Genomic DNA, 19,116 nt, shown 5'->3' with positions numbered 1-19,116 from the left:
CATTGGTATAAAATTGCTATGGGTAGGTTATCTTCTTCATAACTTCGCCATCAAAACCATTAACCATTTATATGAGAAAGATACTAATAGGCATGCTAATGCTGTCTTCTATGGCCACACAGGCTCAAAAGTCTGAAAAAGCTATAAAATATGCGAACACGATTACTACTGAAGACCTATTTGATTATTTGGGGATTCTCGCCTCCGATGCGTTGGAAGGAAGAGAAACAGGCGAAAGAGGCCAGCGTATGGCAGCTGCATTGATCAGTCACCATTTCCAAAGTCTGGGACTCACTGCACCCGTGAAAAATGGAGATCAAATGAGTTACTATCAAAATGTGCCATTGATTTCAACGAAAGTGAAAAGTGCTCACCTCAGGATAGGCAAGAGCAAGTATGACAACTTCAATAAAGTAGTATTTGTAGGCGATGGAGTCACAAATGGAGAAGTCTCAACTGATGTCGTTTTTGTTGGGGACGGAAGTGCCGAGATGTATGAAGGATTAGATGTTGTCGGCAAGGCAGTTTTGATGATTACCCCAAATAGCTACCGTACTGCAGTGAAAGCTTCGAGGCTAGCCGCAGAGAAAGGAGCCAATCTTGTGTTGGTCGTCAGGACATCTACAGATGAGCAGCTAGAGACCTTGGTGAATACGTACCGAGGATATTTGGAAGCAGGCAGAATGACTGTAGATACGGGTAGCAAAGAAAGCGACTTTGTAGGAATGTACTATACCTCTCCAAGTTTGCTCAAGGAACTCACAGGTAAGACCCATGAGAAGTTGAAGGAGGCAATAGACGCAGGTGATCTCAAAGCGATCAGAAAAGTGAAGGTTTCAAAAATAGGATACAGCTCAGAAAAGGAAGTTAAAAAACTCAGCTCAGAAAATGTGCTGGGATACCTGGAAGGCTCCGATTTGAAAAATGAATTGGTGGTGATTACTTCTCACTATGATCATTTGGGTCGGAAAGGAGACAAGATATACAACGGCGCTGATGATGATGGCTCAGGTACGGCTGGTGTGATGGATATGGCGCAGGCCTTTTCTGTCGCCAAAGCGGAAGGCAACGGTCCACGCAGAAGCATGCTTTTCATAGCTTTTACAGGTGAGGAGAAGGGACTCTTAGGATCAGAATATTACGCAGATAATCCTGTATTCCCACTAGAAAATACGGTCACCAACCTCAACATGGACATGATCGGAAGATATGACGAAGAAAACCACAAGGGTAAAGACTATGTATGTCTGGTGGGCTCGGACAAACTTTCTGATGAGCTTCATCAGATCAGTGAGCAGGCGAACGCTACCTACACAAATCTTGAATTGAACTACGTGTATAATGATGAAAATCACCCTGAGCAGATCTACTATAGATCAGATCACTGGAATTTTGCCAAAAATGGTATTCCAGTAATCTTTTATACCACAGGATCTCATGACGACTATCATCAGGAATCAGATACCATAGAGAAGATAGAAAAAGAGGTTTACCTGAAGAGAACCAGACTGGTATTCTATACCGCATGGGAGTTGGTCAATCGCGACAAAAGACCAAGTCTGAAGTAGAATTCTCGAGAAGAATATTCATAGAACGAGGCTGTCTATAATGATGATTTTATCAAAAAACATTGTTGGAGGCAGCCTCATTTTGTCTAGTCCCTCGCTGACCAATACTACTAATCTTCGTATATTGTCCATCAAATTTATAGCCTAAACTTATAGCTTATGAAATATGTATTGACCCTTTTGATACTGGTGTGTTTTCAATTTAGTAGTGCACAAGTAGGCGATGTTTTTCCTCTGATGGAAGGAGAGAGTCTGCTTTATGATACGGTAAACATACCTGCCGATCTCAACGGAAAATACAGTCTGATCGCACTAGCATTTTCGAAAAAATCAGAAGAAGATCTGGGTTCATGGTTCAACCCTATGTACAACCAGTTTCTAACAGAACCTGACCCAAATGCCTTTTTCAAGTTTGAATACGATATGCACCTCTATATCGTGCCCATGTTCACCGGAGCCAAAAGAGCGGCATATAAAAGCACTATGAAAAAGGTTCAAAAAACTGTGTCACCGGAGATACAGCCTTATGTGTTGTTCTACAAAGGCACTTTGAAACATTATAAGCAATCTTTGAATTTCGATGGCAACGACGTGCCCTATTTCTATGTTCTGGATCCAGAAGGAAAAATTGTATACAATACCTCTGGTAAATACACCAGAAACAAAATGCAGGAAATAATAGATGCGTTAGACCCTTCGATGAAGAAATAGTTTCATTGCGCCATCGTCATAGATTATCCGCAAGAGGTTCTTTTTTTATACCTGTTCTGAAGATCATATCCGGTGTAATTGATCGGTATTCTTTTTCATCAGATTTTCGAATTTTCACATCCACAGTATTCCAGTCAGAGGCCCAGCCACGATAGACATTGTTGAGGTAGATTACCTTTAGCTTGTGCAGTCCTTTGGCAAGCGCTTTTGCCCCATCGTTTTGAGAAAACCGTTTCACGCCGCCATCATTATTGATGACCAGAACATCGTCAATCCATACCTGATCTTGATTGCTGGAGAAATAATATACTCCATCTTCGGGCACCTCAAGATGTCCCTCGATGACTACTGCTCTGAATCGAGATTCGTCGATGACAAATCCCCAGTGCAAGGTGGTATTGGCTTGAGCCAATGAATCTAGCGTACTTGAACTCCATTCTTCTATTTCTTTGAGATCAGCCGTACTCAAAAAATTGCCATACGAGGATTTTGTAGACAACCCAGGCTCAGGTTCGATGTTCGTCACAGCAGGTGCCAGCACTTGCTTCTCCACACGGATAATTCTAGTGCGACTCATTTTCCCATGCGGCAATACCGATGCAATCTTTAATGTTGTACTTTCCTTCAGCACAAGTGGAGATATGTAAATTGACGAGCTATTGGAAGGCTGAGAGCCGTCAAGTGTAAATACCATTTTGCCGACAGGTCGTGGAGTAGAAAATTCTAAAACTGCGCTGTCCAAGAAGACAACATGCGAAGCGGGGCCTTCCGGGAGTGGGATGTAGTATTTGATATCGTGTGCATCCATTCTGACCATCTGATGGTCGAGGCGACGTTCAAAATCAGCATAGTCCTTGTTGGCAGCAGATGTCCAGGTCAACTCGGCCAATGCCAGAGCTCTGGGGTACATTCGATACTCAGAAAGTTCCTCTTGATAGATATATTCCGACCACAGAGCGGTCTGCGCACCGAGTACATGATGAGCTTTGGTAGGGTCTATCCCTTCCGGAATGGGTTCGTAACTGTAGACTTTGGATAAAGGTAGCAGACCTCCGATGGTCACTGGATCTATTTTATAATCACCTTCATATTTATCTAAGTAGAGCCATGCACCGGGCACCATTATTACGTCATTGCCTGCATTGGCAGCTGCGATGCCCCCTTCTTCACCACGCCATGACATGACGTTGGCAGTATCAGAAATACCACCTTCTAGAATTTCATCCCATCCAATCATTTTTTTGCCATGTTTTTGAAGAACCTTTTCCATGCGCGCCATAAAGTATCCCTGAAGTGCATGTTCGTCCTCCAGGCCTTCCTGCGAAATCCTTGCCTGGCAATGTGGACAGGATTCCCATCTTTCTTTTGGCGACTCATCACCACCAAGATGGTAATACTCATAGGGGAAAAGCGGAATGATTTCCTCTATTACATCTTCTAAAAAAGCAAAGACGTCCTCCTTGCCTGCACAGAAAACATCTGTCTCTACCCCCCAGATGATCCTTGGAGTAAAACTACCACCTCGGCATGACAATTCTGGATAGGCAGACAGGGCAGCCAGTGAGTGACCTGGCATCTCGATTTCCGGAATGACATCTATGTATCTATCGGCGGCATATTGTACCACTTCCTTGATTTGCTCCTGGGTATAAAACCCACCATGAGTGGACCCGTCAGCCTCTATACGAGTACCGCCGATCGTAGTCAGTTCAGGATATTTTTTGATCTCAATCCTCCATCCCTGATCCTCCGTCAAATGCCAATGAAACTTGTTGATCTTAAAGACGGACAGCATATCAAGATGCTTTTTTACCTCATCTATAGATATAAAATGGCGGCAGACATCCAGATGGAAACCACGCCATGAAAATCTGGGTTCATCCTGAATAGTAACTGCCGGTACTACCCATTTTACATGATCAATGATTGATGAAGATTCGATTTCTGCAGGCAGCAGTTGCATTAGCGTATTTAGTCCATAGTACAAGCCTTTTGGATGGGTTGATGATATATTCACAGACGCTGGATCAGATTGAAGAGTATACCCTTCTTGATTTACGCTAAGTGCTGAGTCCAGAGAAAGGGAAATAAAATTATTGGCTGGTTCAGTATATGCAACACTAAGGTTGTACCCTGTGGCTCGATTTATTTTTGAAAGGTAGAAGGCAGCAATAGAAGAAATTTCTTCCTGCTTGTTGATCACCAAGGTGGTGCTGCTATTTAGGATAAATTCGCCTTCATTCACCTGAAGTTGCTGAGGCTTTGGTGTGACGTTGATGCCTTCATTGTAAGAGGCTGGGATTTGCGACTCCTGACATGAGAAGAGCATCATCCCTAGCCATCCCATTATTAATATGTATTTGGTATTCATCCTTTGGTCATTTATTGATCATATAAGACTAGTTAGATTGCGGAATACATTGAATTTATTTAGCTGAATGGGGGCGAATAGGAGCTAAGAAGGAGCTGTAAATGATGGTGATATAAATAAACTAGACGAGGTAGGCTTCGCTTTAGCATAATTTCAATAATCTTGTAATCATTAAATTAAGGACATCGAAAAATGGTGAAAACAGCTGTTATAGGTTGTGGAAACATTGGCAAACGCCATATTGCAGTTTTTGACAACAATACAAATACCGAACTGGCAGGGGTATACGACTCATCCTCTCAGGCAGCCCAGGCGCAGGTAGATACTTATCAGAATAGATTCGAGCGGTTTGACTCCATGGAGAGTGTTTTGAAAAACTCTTCCCTCGATTTAATTAGTATTTGCACTCCCCATCACTTGCACAAAGAACAAACAATAGCTGCCCTGGAAGCTGGCAAGCATGTGCTAGTAGAAAAACCTATGGCGCTCAAGACAAGTGATGCGAAGAAGATGATCGAGGTAGCTAAGGCTGAAAACAGGCGATTGTATGTGATGAAGCAAAACCGCTTCAATGTACCCATCGAACTGACCAGGGATGCTTTGAATTCGGGCAAACTGGGGAAAATATATATGGTCGAGTGCAATGTCTATTGGAACAGGAACCCTGAGTACTATTCTAACTCGGACTGGAGAGGCCATCGTCAAAGTGAAGGAGGAGCACTCTTTACTCAAGCAAGTCACTTTATAGATTTACTCGTATGGTGGTTTGGTGATATGACTGAGGCCAGAGCTCTTGTGGATACTAAGATGCAAAACATAGAAATCGAAGACTGTGGCAACGCTGCCATAGCTTTTGAGAGTGGTGTGCAAGGAAATTTGACTTGGACTACCTGTGTATACAACAAAAATTATGAAGGCAGTATCACCATCATTGGTGAGAAAGGTACTGTCAAAATCGGTGGACCGTATCTGAATCAAATCGATTATTGGGATGTTCAATCCTATCCATTGCCTACGAATATCAATTTTGCTGATTTGCCTAATAACTACGGCAAGTATCAGGGCACCAGCTCCAATCATCACAAAGTGGTGGCAGAAATCGTGAAAGATCTCAACGGTGAAAAATGCGATATCGTGGAAGGCACAGAAGGAATTCGCTCCATTGATGCAATTGAAAAAATCTATAATTCGGCAGGTTATAAATATTAATTATGGAGCCTAAAAAACACTCTGTAGGAATTCATGATGTGAACTTTGGCGCTAATGTGACCCTCGTAGAACCGGTCAATTTGTACGGATGCACCATAGGTGAAGGCTCATTTATCGGACCTTTTGTAGAAATTCAAAATGGCGCAACTATTGGAGCACGCACAAAAATACAATCACACAGCTTTGTTTGTGATTTGGTGACCATTGGCAATGACTGCTTTATTGGTCACGGGGTAATGTTTGTCAATGATAAGTTTTCAACCGGTGGACCGGCCAGAGGAGATGTTTCTCTTTGGCAACCAACAGCTGTAGGAAATCATGTTTCCATTGGGTCTAATGCTACTATTCTACCGGTTACTATTTGTGATGAGGTGGTCATCGGAGCAGGGGCTGTGGTGACCAGGGATATCGCCGAATCAGGAACATATGCCGGCAATCCAGCCAAAAAAATCAAGTAGATAATGAAAATACCTTTCGTCGATTTAAAAGCACAATATCAATCCATCAAAGTGGAGATAGATGCTGCTATCGAAAATATTCTGACCAACACCTCATTCATAGGAGGACCTGTGGTCAAGGAATTTGAATCCAATTTCGCCAATTATATGCACGCAGCGCATTGTATTGGCTGTGGCAATGGAACTGACGCCATAGAAATAGCGCTTGAAGCGCTGGATCTTGCACCTGATAGTGAGGTAATTGTGCCAGCCATGTCTTGGATATCTACTGCGGAGTGTGTGACCACCGCTGGAGCAATTCCAGTGTTTGCAGATATATTGCCGGGTAAGCACACTATCGATCCTGTGGATATAGAACGAAAAATCACGAACAAGACCAGGGCATTGATACCAGTACATTTTTATGGCCGCTCTGCAGAAATGGATGAAATTATGGCCATAGCCAAAAAACATAACTTGAAAGTGCTGGAAGATGCCGCACAGGCTCATGGTACGGAGTACAAGGGCCAGCGTGTGGGTACGTTCGGCGATATCTCGACATTCAGCTTCTATCCAGGTAAAAATTTAGGTGCGTATGGTGATGCGGGTGCCATTACTACCAACGATGATATGCTTGCTGAGCGCTGCAGAGTAATATCTAATCATGGTCAGGTGAAAAAACATCATCACATTCGAGAAGGAAGAAATAGTAGACTGGATACGCTGCAGGCAGCGATTTTGGATGTGAAACTGAAGCATATCGAGTCATGGACCGAGTCAAGAATAGAGCATGCTAAATATTACAACGAACAACTAGCCGATCTACCAATTGAACTCCCGCAGTTTGACGCAGACCATCGGCTGGTATTTCATGTGTATGCGATCCTGGTGGAGGACAGAGAAGGAGTGAAAAAGAAATTGGAAGAGCGAGGAATTAGTACTCAAATTCATTACCCTAAATCTCTACCCGAGTTGATTCCGTATCAAGATCGATTTGATGCTGATGACTATCCAGTGGCCAAAAAGCTGGGAGCATGCGGTTTGTCACTTCCTATGTACGCAGAGCTAACTCGTGAGCAGCAGGACTATGTCATTGAGATGCTGAAAGAGGTACTGGTTTAGGCAATTGTATCGTGCCGAATGGCTCCACCAATCCATCCAGTTCATCAGACCAAACATTTGTAGGTTGCCTTGTCAAAAGGTATCTTAGAGAAATAAATGGAAAGCAAATCCTATATTGGATTGACAGAATCTTAGGCATAACCGACTAATAAAAAACAATGGAAGATAATAGTATAATTGATGCTGCTGGTGGCAGTGGCGAACTAAAAATATCAAGCAGAGATATTTCCTTTTTGAATGAAACCAGAAAGTGGGCCGGATTTCTCGCCATTCTTGGATTTGTAATGACTGGATTGATCGTCTTGGCTGCCTTATTTGCAGGAAGCCTGATTTCGTATCTGGGTCAAGTTCAAGGTCAAGCGCAAGCGGGCAATCTACCTGATGGATTTGGAGGAGTCTTATCCTTTGTGTATGTGGCAGGGGCGCTATTATATTTTTTCCCGACTCTGTATTTGTATCGATTTTCACGCCAATTGAAAATTGCTCTGGAGAACAAAGACTCTGAGGCACTTACCACCGCATTTAGCAATCAGAAGTCCATGTTCAAATTCATCGGAATTTTTACTGCGATCACTCTTGGTATTTACGCGTTGGCCTTCATATTTGGGTTATTGGCCGGAATGCTAGCCTAGTCGCTTTCGCTAAAAACGACCTTGACAACCGCGGAAGTAGTTGTGGGGAATAATAGAAAGGCGTGCAGCAACCATAGCAGCCTTTAATAGGTCAAGCTGATGGACATACATAACCAATTTGCAGCACAGATTAATGCGTGACCGTTACAAGTACACCTTAGTATTCAGCTTTATATTTCAAGTATAGCCTGGGAACTTCGGTGAATTTTTCATAACTGATTCGCTTTTGACCCACACTGCCACGATTCCGAAATAAAAAATAGCAGTGCAGGGTTGGGTAGAATATCCATAAGCGAAGCGAAAGTGAAGGATTGGTCCAGTGTCTTCAAATACCAGACTAAACCAGTTCTTTTACAGGTACAAATTCGATATTCAGATTACAATCAATCTTTGCATCTAGCTCATCCTTGTTGATCTGATCCGTTAAGGATTTTAGATTTTCGATTTCCTCAGTCAATTGCATTATACGCTTGTCTAAATGAGTACCTTCTTCTCCAAATCTTATGGTGTTGCTGAATTTTTTTGCACCCAAAAATCTAATTTTGTCATTGAGCAAAGAAAGGATCACCTCTTTGGCGTCATCAATAGAATACGTGCTGTCGATTACTTTTATACTGTGTGTTTTCATGATTTTTTTTAAGGCAAAACTGCACATAAAAATCATAAATAATCATTTATATTTGTTATCATAACAATTAGTATAATTTATGAACTATACATTGCATCAACTTAAAGTCTTTCTGAAAGTTGCTGAAAAAATGAGCATTACAAAGGCTTCAGAAGAATTACATCTAACTCAGCCGGCTGTATCAATACAGCTCAAAAACTTTCAAGATCAGTTTGAAATACCACTAATAGAAGTCATAGGTAAGCAGGTTTACGTCACGGATTTTGGGAAAGAGATCGTAGATTCTAGTAAGAAGATTATTGAAGAAGTCGCCGAGATCAAAAACAAAACGCTGGCTTTTAAGGGGTTTCTGACTGGGCAGCTTAAGCTATCAATCGTATCTACAGGCAAGTATGTAATGCCATTTTTCCTCACGGATTTTGTGCACAAGCATAGAGGCGTGTCATTGGCCATGGATGTAACCAATAAGGCTACAGTGATTAAGGATTTGGAAACTAATAAAATCGACTTTGCACTTGTGTCCGTTCTTCCAGAAAATCTTCAAGTCAAGAGGATTGAGTTGATGGAGAATAAGCTATACATGGTAAGGAAGTATAATGAGGCTACCAAAAGCAAATTGATGCATACTAAGACCATGGAAAAAACCCCATTTATTTTCCGAGAGAAGGGGTCCGCCACTCATCAGGCCATGGAACTCTTTATTAAGAGTCACAAAATACCCATCAACAAAACCATTCAGCTGACATCAAACGAAGCTGTAAAACAAGCATTACTGGCTGATTTGGGGTACTCCATCATGCCCTTAATTGGTCTCAAAAATGAATTAAATAATAATCAGCTAGAAATAGTATCTGTAAAGGGGCTACCTATCAAAACTCATTGGAACCTGGTATGGCTAAAGGAGAAGCGGCTGTCGCCAATAGCGGAAGCCTATCTTGCTTTTCTTCAAGAGAACAAATCAGCAATTATTGAGAATCATTTTGATTGGTACAACAGGACGGAGTGAGGGGGGAATGAATCGCTGAGATATTTTTTGACTACTTACCGCTAGCCAGTGGTTCAGTTCTTTGTCTGATTGGGTTGATTAGAGAATGAATGCCATTTTTGCAATATTTAAATCAGCAAAGGTTTCCAAGCTCTAACTATCCAAAAAGAAGTTATGCTCAGAGATTTCCTTCTTAAGTACTTCAATATCTACGATTCCAATTTTTTTCGCTTCAGCACGTAGGAGGTTTTCCTTTTTGAGCGCAGATATTACGCGAATGACCTGCTCATCAGTCGTACCGGCAAAATCAGCTATTTCCTTTCTCGATAGTTTGATATTTAGGTATTTTTCTGTCTGACCAAACTTTCTGTAGATATACAAAATGGCATCTATGACCTTCTCTCTGACAGTCATTTGGGCAAATTTTTTGACTTTAGTCTCACTGCGGTTCAGCTCATCGGCATAAAACATCATGAAGTCGTAGGTGAGATTTGGGGCGTGCTTTAGCATTTCCTTCATCAGTTCGTTGGGGAAGTTGCACAAAATGGTGTCCTCCAAAGCTACGGCGTTGATTTGATACGATTCCCCCGATCCAAATCCGCGATGACCAATGATCTCTCCATCTTTGGCCAGGCGCACAATTTGCTCTCTTCCCTGATAGCCGGTCTTAGCGATTTTTATTTTTCCTTTATTCACAAAGTAAAGGCCGTGTACAGGGGCACCTTCCAGGATAAACTGCTGTCCTTTTTTGCATTGAATGGTGTGTTTTCGCTGCAGATATACTTCTACCTGGGTGTCATGACTGTTCCTTTTGATGATACAGTCTTCATTTATACAACTTGTGCAAATAGTGCTACTCATAATATAATTACGTATTACTACGTAAAATTATACGTAAAATACGTAAGATCAAACCGAAAGTTCATGTATTTAAGTACTTAGCACGGAAAGGTCTGGTAATGACTTGAGGGTACTTTTATGTAATTCTTATTTACCGTCCACTTTTATGATATTTACGGGACAGCTAGCGGCGGCACGTTTGTTTTCTTCCAGTTCAAATTCATGGATATCTACATGATAGATGCCCTTTGTGGGTTTTCCACCTACAAGTGTACATCGTCCATCTTTTTTGGATATTCTCCAGCGGTCCGGAGCTATTTCAACGCAAGCGTTGCAGCCTATACAGCGATCACGATATTGAGTGACCTTGTGCATTTATGCTGGGACTACTTTGTACAACTTATCAGATGGTCGGATCATTTCATCGATTTTGATTGAAAAGCTATCTCCTTTTTTGACCTTCTCCACCGATTGGTCAGCCACTCTCATCTCTTCGATTGTTGCTTTTACGATTCCGGTGGTAGGTCCGGTTATCATGACTTCATCACCTTTTTCCAGTGCATGAGTTTCCATGATAAATTCTCCAACTCCCAGTTTGTTGAAGTATTTGACTCCTTTGCCAAGAAATATTTTTTTTGTGGTAGCTTTTGAGCCATGGACCTCACTCCATTCGCCCATTTTTCTTCCCAGATAGTAGCCATCCCAAAAACCACGATTGTATACACGCTCGAGATCGATCTTCCAAGCGTCAAATTTTTCTGGACCGTAGGTGCCATCATTTATAGCATCGCCAGCATCTCTGTAGCATTTTGTGGTCGTGTAAACGTAGTCTGCTGCACGGCCACGGCCTTCTATTTTAAAAACTGATACACCAGCTTCTACGACCTTGTCCATGAAGTCGATGGTACACAGATCTGCTGCACTCATGATGTACTCGTTATCGATCTTTAGCTCATTACCGCGATCGTCTTTTACGGTATATTCTCTACGGCAATTTTGCACACAGGCACCTCTATTGGCAGATGCAAAATCTGAATGCAGACTAAGGTAGCACTTGCCTGATACTGCCATACATAGTGCTCCATGAGCAAATACCTCGATTCGTACGAGTTCACCGGCTGGTCCGGTTATTTGTCTTTTTTTGATTTCACGGGTGATATCAGCGACCTGCATCAGACTTAACTCCCTGGCCATCACCATCACATCGGCATACATGGCATAGAATTCTACAGTTTCTATATTGCTGATATTGGCCTGAGTGGAAATGTGGACGGGAAAGCCAATTTTCTTAGCATAGTTCATTACAGAATGATCTGCCGCGATGATGGCTGAAATACCACTTTCTTTGGCGGCATCTACAATAGAACGCATCAGGTTCATATCATGATCATACATCACCGTATTGAGTGTGATGTAAGATTTCATATTGTTTTCACTGCATATCTCCGCTATTTTTTTTAGATCTTCCAGTGTGAAATTATTTGAAGACCTTGCTCTCATATTGAGCTGCTCTACACCAAAGTAGATAGAGTTGGCGCCGCCCTTTATGGCTGCATGCAGGCTTTCGTAAGAACCTGCTGGGGCCATTATTTCAATATCATGTTTTATAGCTTCCATTCCTATTTCTCTTATTTTCCTTCGTATACAGCACCGGATGTCGGCGTCTCGTTCAGTTCCAATTTACTCAATAACGGCAGTTTGGGTTGTATTTGTTCCCATATCCATACCACTATTCGTTCGGCTGTAGGATTTTCCAAGCCATCAATGTTGTTTAGCAGCTGATGATCTATTCGTTCTATGACGGGTTTTACCACATCTTTAAGCTCCTTAAAATCCATGACCCACTGAAGTTCAGTATCCAAATCTCCTTCCAGAAATACGGTGAGGTTGTAGGTATGACCGTGCATGTTTTTGCACTTGTGCCCCTCCGGTACGTTCGGAAGAAAATGGGCCGAGTCGAATGCGAATTTTTTATAGATAACCATACTTATCAGCTGTTTAATCCGCGAAGTTAGGCGATTTTCTATTCATTGCTGAAAAGAGATGCATAAAAACATTTGGAACCGTGATCCAAGGTGCTATGGCTCCAAGACCCCGAAGGGGCATAATGATGTATTCATACCTTTTTCTGACCTTTATACCTTAGAAGTTTCAGAATCTTATCTGTCATCTCAGGATGAGTTTTTTTCTTGTTAGCTATGAGTGATAGGCTTCGATGTGTGACCTCTTTTAGTTCACAGACTTTTAAGGTTCCAGCTTTTGCAAATGGCTCAACGGTGCTATCAAATGCTACGGACAACCCTGAACCAAGTGTCTGTTGAAATAGCACTTCATACTCATTGGGTACTATATAATTCGGTACAATAGCTGGTCTTTTCTTATCAAAAACATTTAACCAGAAGATTTTAATGAAATTCGAATTGTTGTCATGCGCATACCACTTATGTTCTGCGAGCCAATGCTGAGCAGCCTCCTTATTTTTTTGATACAATTTTTTCAGTGGATTGAAATCTACATCAGGTGTGCCTACCAGGACAATTTTTTGATGAGTGAGGTGATGACTAAAGGTATCGAAGGTATTGAGCTCTCCTGGCACAATTGCATAGAGCAAATTACCCTCTTCGACTTCACGAATGAGTGCTTGTGTTTTGTCAAATTTAATATGCACGTATTCTCCCAATTGAAGAACCTTAGCACACAACGAGGTTTTATAGGTATGAGGAGAAATACCAATGGTGAGGATGTTTTTGAGATCTGAATCATTTTTTATGATGTTGTGCTCTACACCCTCCAGGGCTTCTATCGATCCCGAAACCATTGTGTTGAGCATACGACCGACATCTGTTTCCACCACTCCCTTGGATTTACGATCAAATAACTTTTTGCCCATTCTGGACTCAAGTGCTGATATCTGCTGACTGACGGTGGGTTGACTGACCATGAGCATTTCTGCTGCTTTACTCAGCGATTTAGTTTTGTATACGGCTCTGAAGGTTCTTAGCCACTCTAGATTTATCATGCTATAAAAATATTAATATCACTAATACAATTTTACAATAAAAATTTATAGCTATAACATTTTTATCTCCGTTTCCTGCCTTACAACTTTAAATTAAGAACCTTAAAAAAACTAAAGATGTCAGATGTAAAAATTAACCCCGAAGGAAAAGTGGCCCTTGTGAGTGGAGGAAACAGAGGAATTGGAAAAGCCATTGTAATTGAATTGTTGGAAAGAGGAGCAAGCAAGGTTTATGCTGGAGCCAGAAATCCAGATACGCTAAGTGTATTAAAAGACAAATATGGTGATCGATTGATCCCGTTAAAGTTGGATGTGACGGATAGTCAATCTATAGCTGAGGTGGTAAAAGTAGCTGGTGACGTAGAGATTTTGATAAACAATGCCGGAGTATTGAAATTTGACAGCCTGATTGCTGAGGATGCTGCGGAGAATTTTGCCTATCACCTATCTGTGAATGTAAATGGGCTTATTGGTTTGACCAATGCTTTTATAGCGCAGCTCAAGGCTAAACCCAATACTGCTATTGTCAACGTGTCTTCATTGGCCGGTTTGGCTAATATGCCATCGATCGGCACTTATTCTGTGACCAAGGCAGCAGTACATAGCATTACACAAGGATATCGTGCAGAATTAGTCAATGACGATGTACTAGTGACTGGTGTATATCCTGGGCCAATTGATACAGATATGGCCAAAGATTTACAGATGGATAAGGATTCTCCCGAGAATGTGGCCAAAGCAATCGTAGATGGCTTGGAGTCAGGGTCTGAGGATGTGTTTCCCGACGCGATGTCTAGTCAGGTAGGAGTTGCTTATGCTACCAATCCTAAGGCTATTGAAAAAGAATTTGCCACGTATGTAGGCTAAGATTGTAAGTGGAGTTGGTTTGAATCCCGACGGCTAAGCCGCCGGGATTTTTTTATTCTGCAGCTCTTTTGGCTATCACCACTTCTTCTTTAAACCAGCAATCAACAATCATTGACTGCCCCAGTTCATAGTTATTGAAGTGTATTTCTTCCATGGTTGGAAATTGTGCGGCGGCCAGGGCCATGTTCTTCGCATCATTGGCCATTCTAAACTTGTCATATGCGGCTATAAAAACGGCACGTCTGGCGACTATATCCTTCTCACCTATACACTCTGTAAAGCTAGACATGTACAGATTGCCGATTAGCTTATACGCTTCTTTACTGTTGCATTTTGCGATAGCTTTTTTGGCATATTTGTGTGCTTCCTGTTTTTTCTGATCCAATGTCATCGTCTTCGCCAGCTCAAGGTAAGCATTGCCTTCTTCGGTCTGGTTTTCAGCTTGCTGTAAAGCAATACCTAGAAATTTTTGAGCATCTGTGAGGCGATTATCTATGATTGATTTTTTGGCTGCATACATAGCCAGCTTATACTCTGGCTGATTGTCCAATACAATTCCTAGCGCCTCTTCGGCTTTGCCATTTACATCACAGCTCATCTTAAACACCATATTGAGATATCGTTTGGCATTGTCCAGTTCGGAGACGTCCTGTCCATAAATCTCATCTATTTTGTTGCAGTTGAGATCTACTGATTCTAAAAGCATCTGCTCTATTTTCTCCATGTATCCTTTTTCATCCCCATCAGCATTGATCTTCTTAGAAATGTTGTCATAATTGGAAAGAATCTGATCTTCTTCGATAGGACGTTCGTATCTTTTGGCTCTTCTGGCCAGGTCAAAATAGGCCAACATATTCGAGTGAGATACCTCGCTTAGATTTTCATCAAATCTTATCTGAAATAGTTTTGAAAGGCTGTCGTATCTAGCAGGTTGATTGATCCAATAACGGTAGATGGATGACAAAAATTGATTCTGCACCTGTGCAGAGTTGCCGTAGATAGATATTCGCTGTTGATAGAGGGACAGCGCCTTTTGCTGATAGCCCATGATTTGATCTTTGTCTTCTATGGACTTTATCAAATTCTCGTAGACTTTAACTCCCTTGATGTAGTATTTCTCATCTTCCTCAGGACTATTTTCTAAAACGAACTCCAGATTGGTTTGGGCTTTTTCCCAATCCTTCAAGTAGTAATAATCTTGAAACATCAACTTGCAATCTTCAAGTGAGGGTTGATGATCTTGCGTCCAACCGGTAGAAGAAGCCAATAGTATTACTGAGAGGGTTGCAATATATTTAATCATGCGAGGTTTTTTTTGTTTATGGCTCAAAAGCAATAATTGTGCTAAAACTATAAAGTTGCGATTACGCCATTGTTAAGGCAATGATATATAATAGATGTGCGCTTTTGTTACAACCAACTCATCTCATCTGTTCAATCGTGTACAAGTCTGAAACCAACAAAGAATGCATTTTTTGCTGGCTCCCCAGAGGATCGATCCGCTGATCTGGTGTGCCTGATTCGGCCTGTATATTGTCCACCTCTTTCCACTTTTCTGGTGCCAGATGCTGGACCTTTGGGGTCTAGATTATCATTGCTAATGTCGTCTTTGTACCAGTCCATGCACATTTCAGAAACGTTTCCATGCATGTCGTGTAGACCCCAGGCATTGGGTATTTTCGTACCTACTGGGTGAGTCGATCTACCAGAATTGCCAAAGTGCCACGTCATTTGATCACGTACCCCTGCATGTGCAGTAGAGGTGCCAGCACGACAAGCATATTCCCATTCGGCTTCATATGGTAGTCTGAAACTGGCTCCGTTAGTGTTAATTTTAGAAATGAATTTCAGAGCCTCATTCCAGCTGACTTGCTCTACCGGATGATTCGCTGCTATTATTTTACTTGGGTTATTACCCATCACAGCTTCCCACTGTTGCTGTGTCACTTCAGTTTTGGCAATCCAAAACCCCTTGCTCAACGTGACATTATGCTGCTGCTCATTTAAGGCGTTTCTCTCCGGCTCAGAGGTAGGGCTGCCCATTAGGTATTCGCCAGGATTAACCCATATCATGTCGATGGTGAGATCATCGCCCAAGTCAAATTTTCGAACTTCGCCAAGCGACTGTGCATTACCAATGGAGACAGTGATTACTTTACCTCCAACCAGGAAAAGAATAAATAGTATCGTTTTCATTTTTTAGGACAAGGATCGTAACCAAAATTTTATATTTTAAAATCTAAGTGATAAGAGGTGAAAAATGTGACTAGTGTCCCAATGTGACGGTTTTTGCCAACTCCAATACTTCGATTATGTTTTCTATATCTAAATCACTAACTGGATTTATGGTCATGGTCTTCATTCTGGCTCTGTTGCCTTTCTCAAGGCTGGGGTGATCTATTTTATTCCCTTCCACGACCAAAATGTACGGGTGGTCCGACTTTTTATCTGTCCAGAGATAGCAAAAAGGCTTTTTTTCATATAGGAAGCACGGCATACCATATTTCTTAGCCTCACGGATGGAAGGATCAAATTTCAAAATAATGTCACGTAGGGCATAAAGGCAACCTTTTGCAGGCTCGGATTTTTCGAGGTAGAAGGCAGATAGGTTAGGGTCCATTTAGGTAAGTTGATGTTGGAAATGCAATTTGAATGTGGTACCCATATTCGCTTCACTGTCCACCTCGATTCTTCCACCTAGAGCTTCCATTTGTCTTTTGGTCATAAAAAGGCCAAGTCCTTGTCCATCAGAGGTATCGTGAAGCCTGGTGCCCAGTTGAAACATCTTCTCGCCATATTTACTCAGATCGATTCCCAAACCACCATCTTTGATAAATACCGTGGTGAAGGAAGCCTCACGACGTGCCGTAATATTTAAGATTTTTGATTGTTCAGTGATGCCATACTTTAGCGCATTGGTTATCACATTATGAAAGATACTGTCCAGATAGGCAGGAAAGGCTTTGATTGTGAATGATTCATTTATATCGATGGTCAAATTCACCTGCTTTTGTTTAATGATTTGATTGGTAAGTTTGAGCACACGCTGAAGGGCTTCTGACAAGCTGCAATCGACTTTTTCGAGCACGTCTTCATTCTCAAAATTGATCAATTCATTGATATTGGTAATAGAATTGTCAAGTTTTTGGGTGGTGGTTTTTAGCATATTGAGATATTCAGTACTGCTCTCTTTTACTTCAATCATTTGGGAAAGACCGATCATATTTGCCACAGAAGCACGCATGTTGTGCGAAGTGATATACGAAAATTCTTTCAGCCTTTTATTTTGATCTTTTGTTGTATAGAGTAGCTTTTCAAGCTCTTTCTGCTTTTCAGTTCGGAGTTGAATATTCACGAGCATGTCTGAAAAAAGCCTCAGAATGGAGATTTCCTTAGTCGAATAGTTCTTTATTTTTTTGACTGAATCAAACCCTACAAATCCACGGCAATTTTTCTCATGCATCAGAGGTACAGCCAGCAAGCTTTTTATATTCTGATTCAAAAGCATAGTCTTGGATGGTCCTTCTGCCATATTTTCCGTGTCCGAAATATATAGTGCATCGCCTCTGAAATAGGGCTCTAGTAGATCATTGAAATCTATCATCGACAGGTTTTGTGAGCTGTCTATTACGGAAATTATTCCATCAGCACACCATTCGAAGGTATTGCTGATGGTATGATGGACGTAGTCAAATTCAAAAAGATATGAGCGGTCAGCCTTGACAAAAATTCCGATTTCTTGTAACGAGTCATGTATGACCTGATTCACTTCAGATAGGGGAGTATTGATATACTTAGAAGAAATTTTCATGAGTATGTTTTGCAATTCCGCTTGGGTATTCAATTCATTTTCTGCCTCTTTTTCTTTGGTGACATCGCGGACTGTGGCTTGCAAGAATTTACGCTGACTAAAGTTGACTCTGGTCAATAGCACTGTGGCGGGGAAACTTTCACCTGTTCTGCGCATATGTGTCCATTCGAAGAAATGAGCTCCCTTGTCCATTGCGATTTGGATCATTTCCTTGGCTTTTTTAGATGAAAGCTGTCCATCCGGTTGGTACTCAGGGGAGACATCCCATGGACCTATACTTAGCCACTCGGCCATATCCTTGACTTTAAACATGTCTAAGATCTTGTGATTGCCGGTGGTAAATTTCCAAATGGGAGGCTCCAAAGTCATAATTGCATCTGTAGAGGTATAAAATAGCCTCCTGTACATTTCATTTGCTTCTAGCCTTTCTTCTTCATGCTTTTGTCTTTCTGTGATGTCTGATACCAGTGCGGAGAATCCAATAATCTCCTCGCCGTCTTTCATAGGGGCATACAGAATATTGAAATATCGAAAATCCTTGTCAAATTCGAATGGACGAATGATCGTAAAACTTTCGCCTGCGAGTGCTCGGTCAAAATGCTCTTTGGCCAATGACCGGGAATGGCCTTCTTGAAAAAAGTCCAACAAACATTCTCCGGGTTGGGCAGCCTTACCATACATACGTTTGAGTAGTTCGTCGCCACTTTTATTGGCAGTCAGAATCCTATAATCCTTGTCTAGAGAAAAGGCGACGAGTGTATCATAGCTATTTAGTATTAGCTCATGGTAGTTCATTGATTCCGGTTGCAAAGTAGAAAATGAGTTTAGATTAGGTCTATATAAATATATACCATGTAGGGATCAGCTACAAATAGAGTTAGCCCACTTCTATCGAATACTATTACATTTTCTCATC

General features: G+C 41.6%; 19 protein-coding genes. 8 read left to right on the top strand and 11 right to left on the bottom strand.

Annotation, left to right across the window (positions count from 1 at the left end; genetic code table 11):
• The first annotated feature begins 71 nt into the window (after nt 1-71).
• A complete protein-coding gene (locus tag ABJF11_RS19335; protein ID WP_348121851.1) occupies nt 72-1,568 on the top strand; it encodes a M28 family peptidase in 1,497 nt (498 codons plus the stop codon).
• Nucleotides 1,569-1,727: 159 nt separating this feature from the next.
• A complete protein-coding gene (locus tag ABJF11_RS19330; RefSeq protein WP_348121850.1) occupies nt 1,728-2,279 on the top strand; it encodes a hypothetical protein in 552 nt (183 codons plus the stop codon).
• 16 nt (nt 2,280-2,295) lie between these two features.
• On the opposite strand, the gene ABJF11_RS19325 is transcribed toward ABJF11_RS19330, so the two are convergent.
• Nucleotides 2,296-4,650, bottom strand: coding sequence for a family 20 glycosylhydrolase (locus tag ABJF11_RS19325; protein ID WP_348121849.1), 2,355 nt, complete (start codon nt 4,648-4,650; stop codon nt 2,296-2,298).
• A gap of 192 nt (nt 4,651-4,842) precedes the next feature.
• Between ABJF11_RS19325 and ABJF11_RS19320 the strand changes: the two genes are divergently transcribed.
• The 4 genes from ABJF11_RS19320 (at nt 4,843) to ABJF11_RS19305 (ending at nt 8,050) form a co-directional block, all read left to right on the top strand.
• Nucleotides 4,843-5,859 (top strand): Gfo/Idh/MocA family oxidoreductase, encoded by a 1,017-nt coding sequence (locus ABJF11_RS19320; protein WP_348121847.1) that lies wholly within the window; start codon nt 4,843-4,845, stop codon nt 5,857-5,859.
• Nucleotides 5,860-5,861: 2 nt separating this feature from the next.
• The gene (locus ABJF11_RS19315) at nt 5,862-6,317 is read left to right on the top strand and encodes an acyltransferase (RefSeq protein WP_348121846.1); all 456 of its coding nucleotides are present in this window, start codon (nt 5,862-5,864) and stop codon (nt 6,315-6,317) included.
• A 3-nt stretch (nt 6,318-6,320) separates the two neighbouring features.
• Nucleotides 6,321-7,418, top strand: a complete 1,098-nt coding sequence (locus ABJF11_RS19310) for a DegT/DnrJ/EryC1/StrS family aminotransferase (protein ID WP_348121845.1) — start codon at nt 6,321-6,323, stop codon at nt 7,416-7,418.
• A gap of 158 nt (nt 7,419-7,576) precedes the next feature.
• A complete protein-coding gene (locus ABJF11_RS19305) occupies nt 7,577-8,050 on the top strand; it encodes a DUF5362 family protein (RefSeq protein ID WP_348121844.1) in 474 nt (157 codons plus the stop codon).
• Between the two features lie 337 nt (nt 8,051-8,387).
• Here ABJF11_RS19305 and ABJF11_RS19300 read toward each other — a convergent pair whose 3' ends face one another.
• Nucleotides 8,388-8,678, bottom strand: a complete 291-nt coding sequence (locus ABJF11_RS19300; protein WP_348121842.1) for a hypothetical protein — start codon at nt 8,676-8,678, stop codon at nt 8,388-8,390.
• A gap of 79 nt (nt 8,679-8,757) precedes the next feature.
• Here ABJF11_RS19300 and ABJF11_RS19295 point away from each other — a divergent pair, with 79 nt between their 5' ends.
• Nucleotides 8,758-9,684 (top strand): LysR family transcriptional regulator, encoded by a 927-nt coding sequence (locus tag ABJF11_RS19295; protein ID WP_348121841.1) that lies wholly within the window; start codon nt 8,758-8,760, stop codon nt 9,682-9,684.
• A 132-nt stretch (nt 9,685-9,816) separates the two neighbouring features.
• Here ABJF11_RS19295 and ABJF11_RS19290 read toward each other — a convergent pair whose 3' ends face one another.
• The 5 genes from ABJF11_RS19290 to ABJF11_RS19270 form a co-directional block, all read right to left on the bottom strand.
• Nucleotides 9,817-10,524 carry a Crp/Fnr family transcriptional regulator gene (locus ABJF11_RS19290; RefSeq protein ID WP_348121840.1) on the bottom strand — a complete coding sequence of 236 codons (708 nt, stop codon included), beginning with the start codon at nt 10,522-10,524 and terminating at the stop codon, nt 9,817-9,819.
• A gap of 126 nt (nt 10,525-10,650) precedes the next feature.
• A complete protein-coding gene (locus tag ABJF11_RS19285; RefSeq protein ID WP_348121838.1) occupies nt 10,651-10,878 on the bottom strand; it encodes a ferredoxin in 228 nt (75 codons plus the stop codon).
• Nucleotides 10,879-12,120, bottom strand: a complete 1,242-nt coding sequence (locus ABJF11_RS19280; RefSeq protein WP_348121837.1) for a peptidase U32 family protein — start codon at nt 12,118-12,120, stop codon at nt 10,879-10,881.
• Between the two features lie 11 nt (nt 12,121-12,131).
• The gene (gene queD / locus ABJF11_RS19275) at nt 12,132-12,488 is read right to left on the bottom strand and encodes a 6-carboxytetrahydropterin synthase QueD (RefSeq protein WP_348121836.1); all 357 of its coding nucleotides are present in this window, start codon (nt 12,486-12,488) and stop codon (nt 12,132-12,134) included.
• A gap of 131 nt (nt 12,489-12,619) precedes the next feature.
• Nucleotides 12,620-13,522 carry a LysR family transcriptional regulator gene (locus ABJF11_RS19270; RefSeq protein WP_348121834.1) on the bottom strand — a complete coding sequence of 301 codons (903 nt, stop codon included), beginning with the start codon at nt 13,520-13,522 and terminating at the stop codon, nt 12,620-12,622.
• Nucleotides 13,523-13,639: 117 nt separating this feature from the next.
• On the opposite strand from ABJF11_RS19270, the gene ABJF11_RS19265 reads away from it, so the two are divergent.
• Entirely contained in the window at nt 13,640-14,389 is a 750-nt protein-coding gene (locus ABJF11_RS19265) for an SDR family oxidoreductase (RefSeq protein WP_348121833.1), read from the top strand.
• 52 nt (nt 14,390-14,441) lie between these two features.
• Here the strand turns inward: ABJF11_RS19265 and ABJF11_RS19260 are convergent, their stop codons facing one another.
• From ABJF11_RS19260 to ABJF11_RS19245, 4 genes are all read right to left on the bottom strand, one after another.
• A complete protein-coding gene (locus ABJF11_RS19260; RefSeq protein ID WP_348121832.1) occupies nt 14,442-15,692 on the bottom strand; it encodes a hypothetical protein in 1,251 nt (416 codons plus the stop codon).
• 131 nt (nt 15,693-15,823) lie between these two features.
• Nucleotides 15,824-16,585: a formylglycine-generating enzyme family protein gene (locus tag ABJF11_RS19255; RefSeq protein WP_348121831.1), complete on the bottom strand. Its 762-nt coding sequence runs from the start codon at nt 16,583-16,585 to the stop codon at nt 15,824-15,826.
• Nucleotides 16,586-16,655: 70 nt separating this feature from the next.
• Nucleotides 16,656-17,009, bottom strand: coding sequence for a DUF1801 domain-containing protein (locus tag ABJF11_RS19250; protein ID WP_348121830.1), 354 nt, complete (start codon nt 17,007-17,009; stop codon nt 16,656-16,658).
• Entirely contained in the window at nt 17,010-18,995 is a 1,986-nt protein-coding gene (locus ABJF11_RS19245; RefSeq protein ID WP_348121829.1) for an ATP-binding protein, read from the bottom strand.
• Nucleotides 18,996-19,116: the final 121 nt, after the last annotated feature.

It is taken from the genome of Reichenbachiella sp. (assembly GCF_039941815.1).
Taxonomy (GTDB): domain Bacteria; phylum Bacteroidota; class Bacteroidia; order Cytophagales; family Cyclobacteriaceae; genus Reichenbachiella.
The sequence above is the reverse complement of the archived record's forward strand: the minus strand, read 5'-3'. Positions and strand labels throughout refer to the sequence as shown.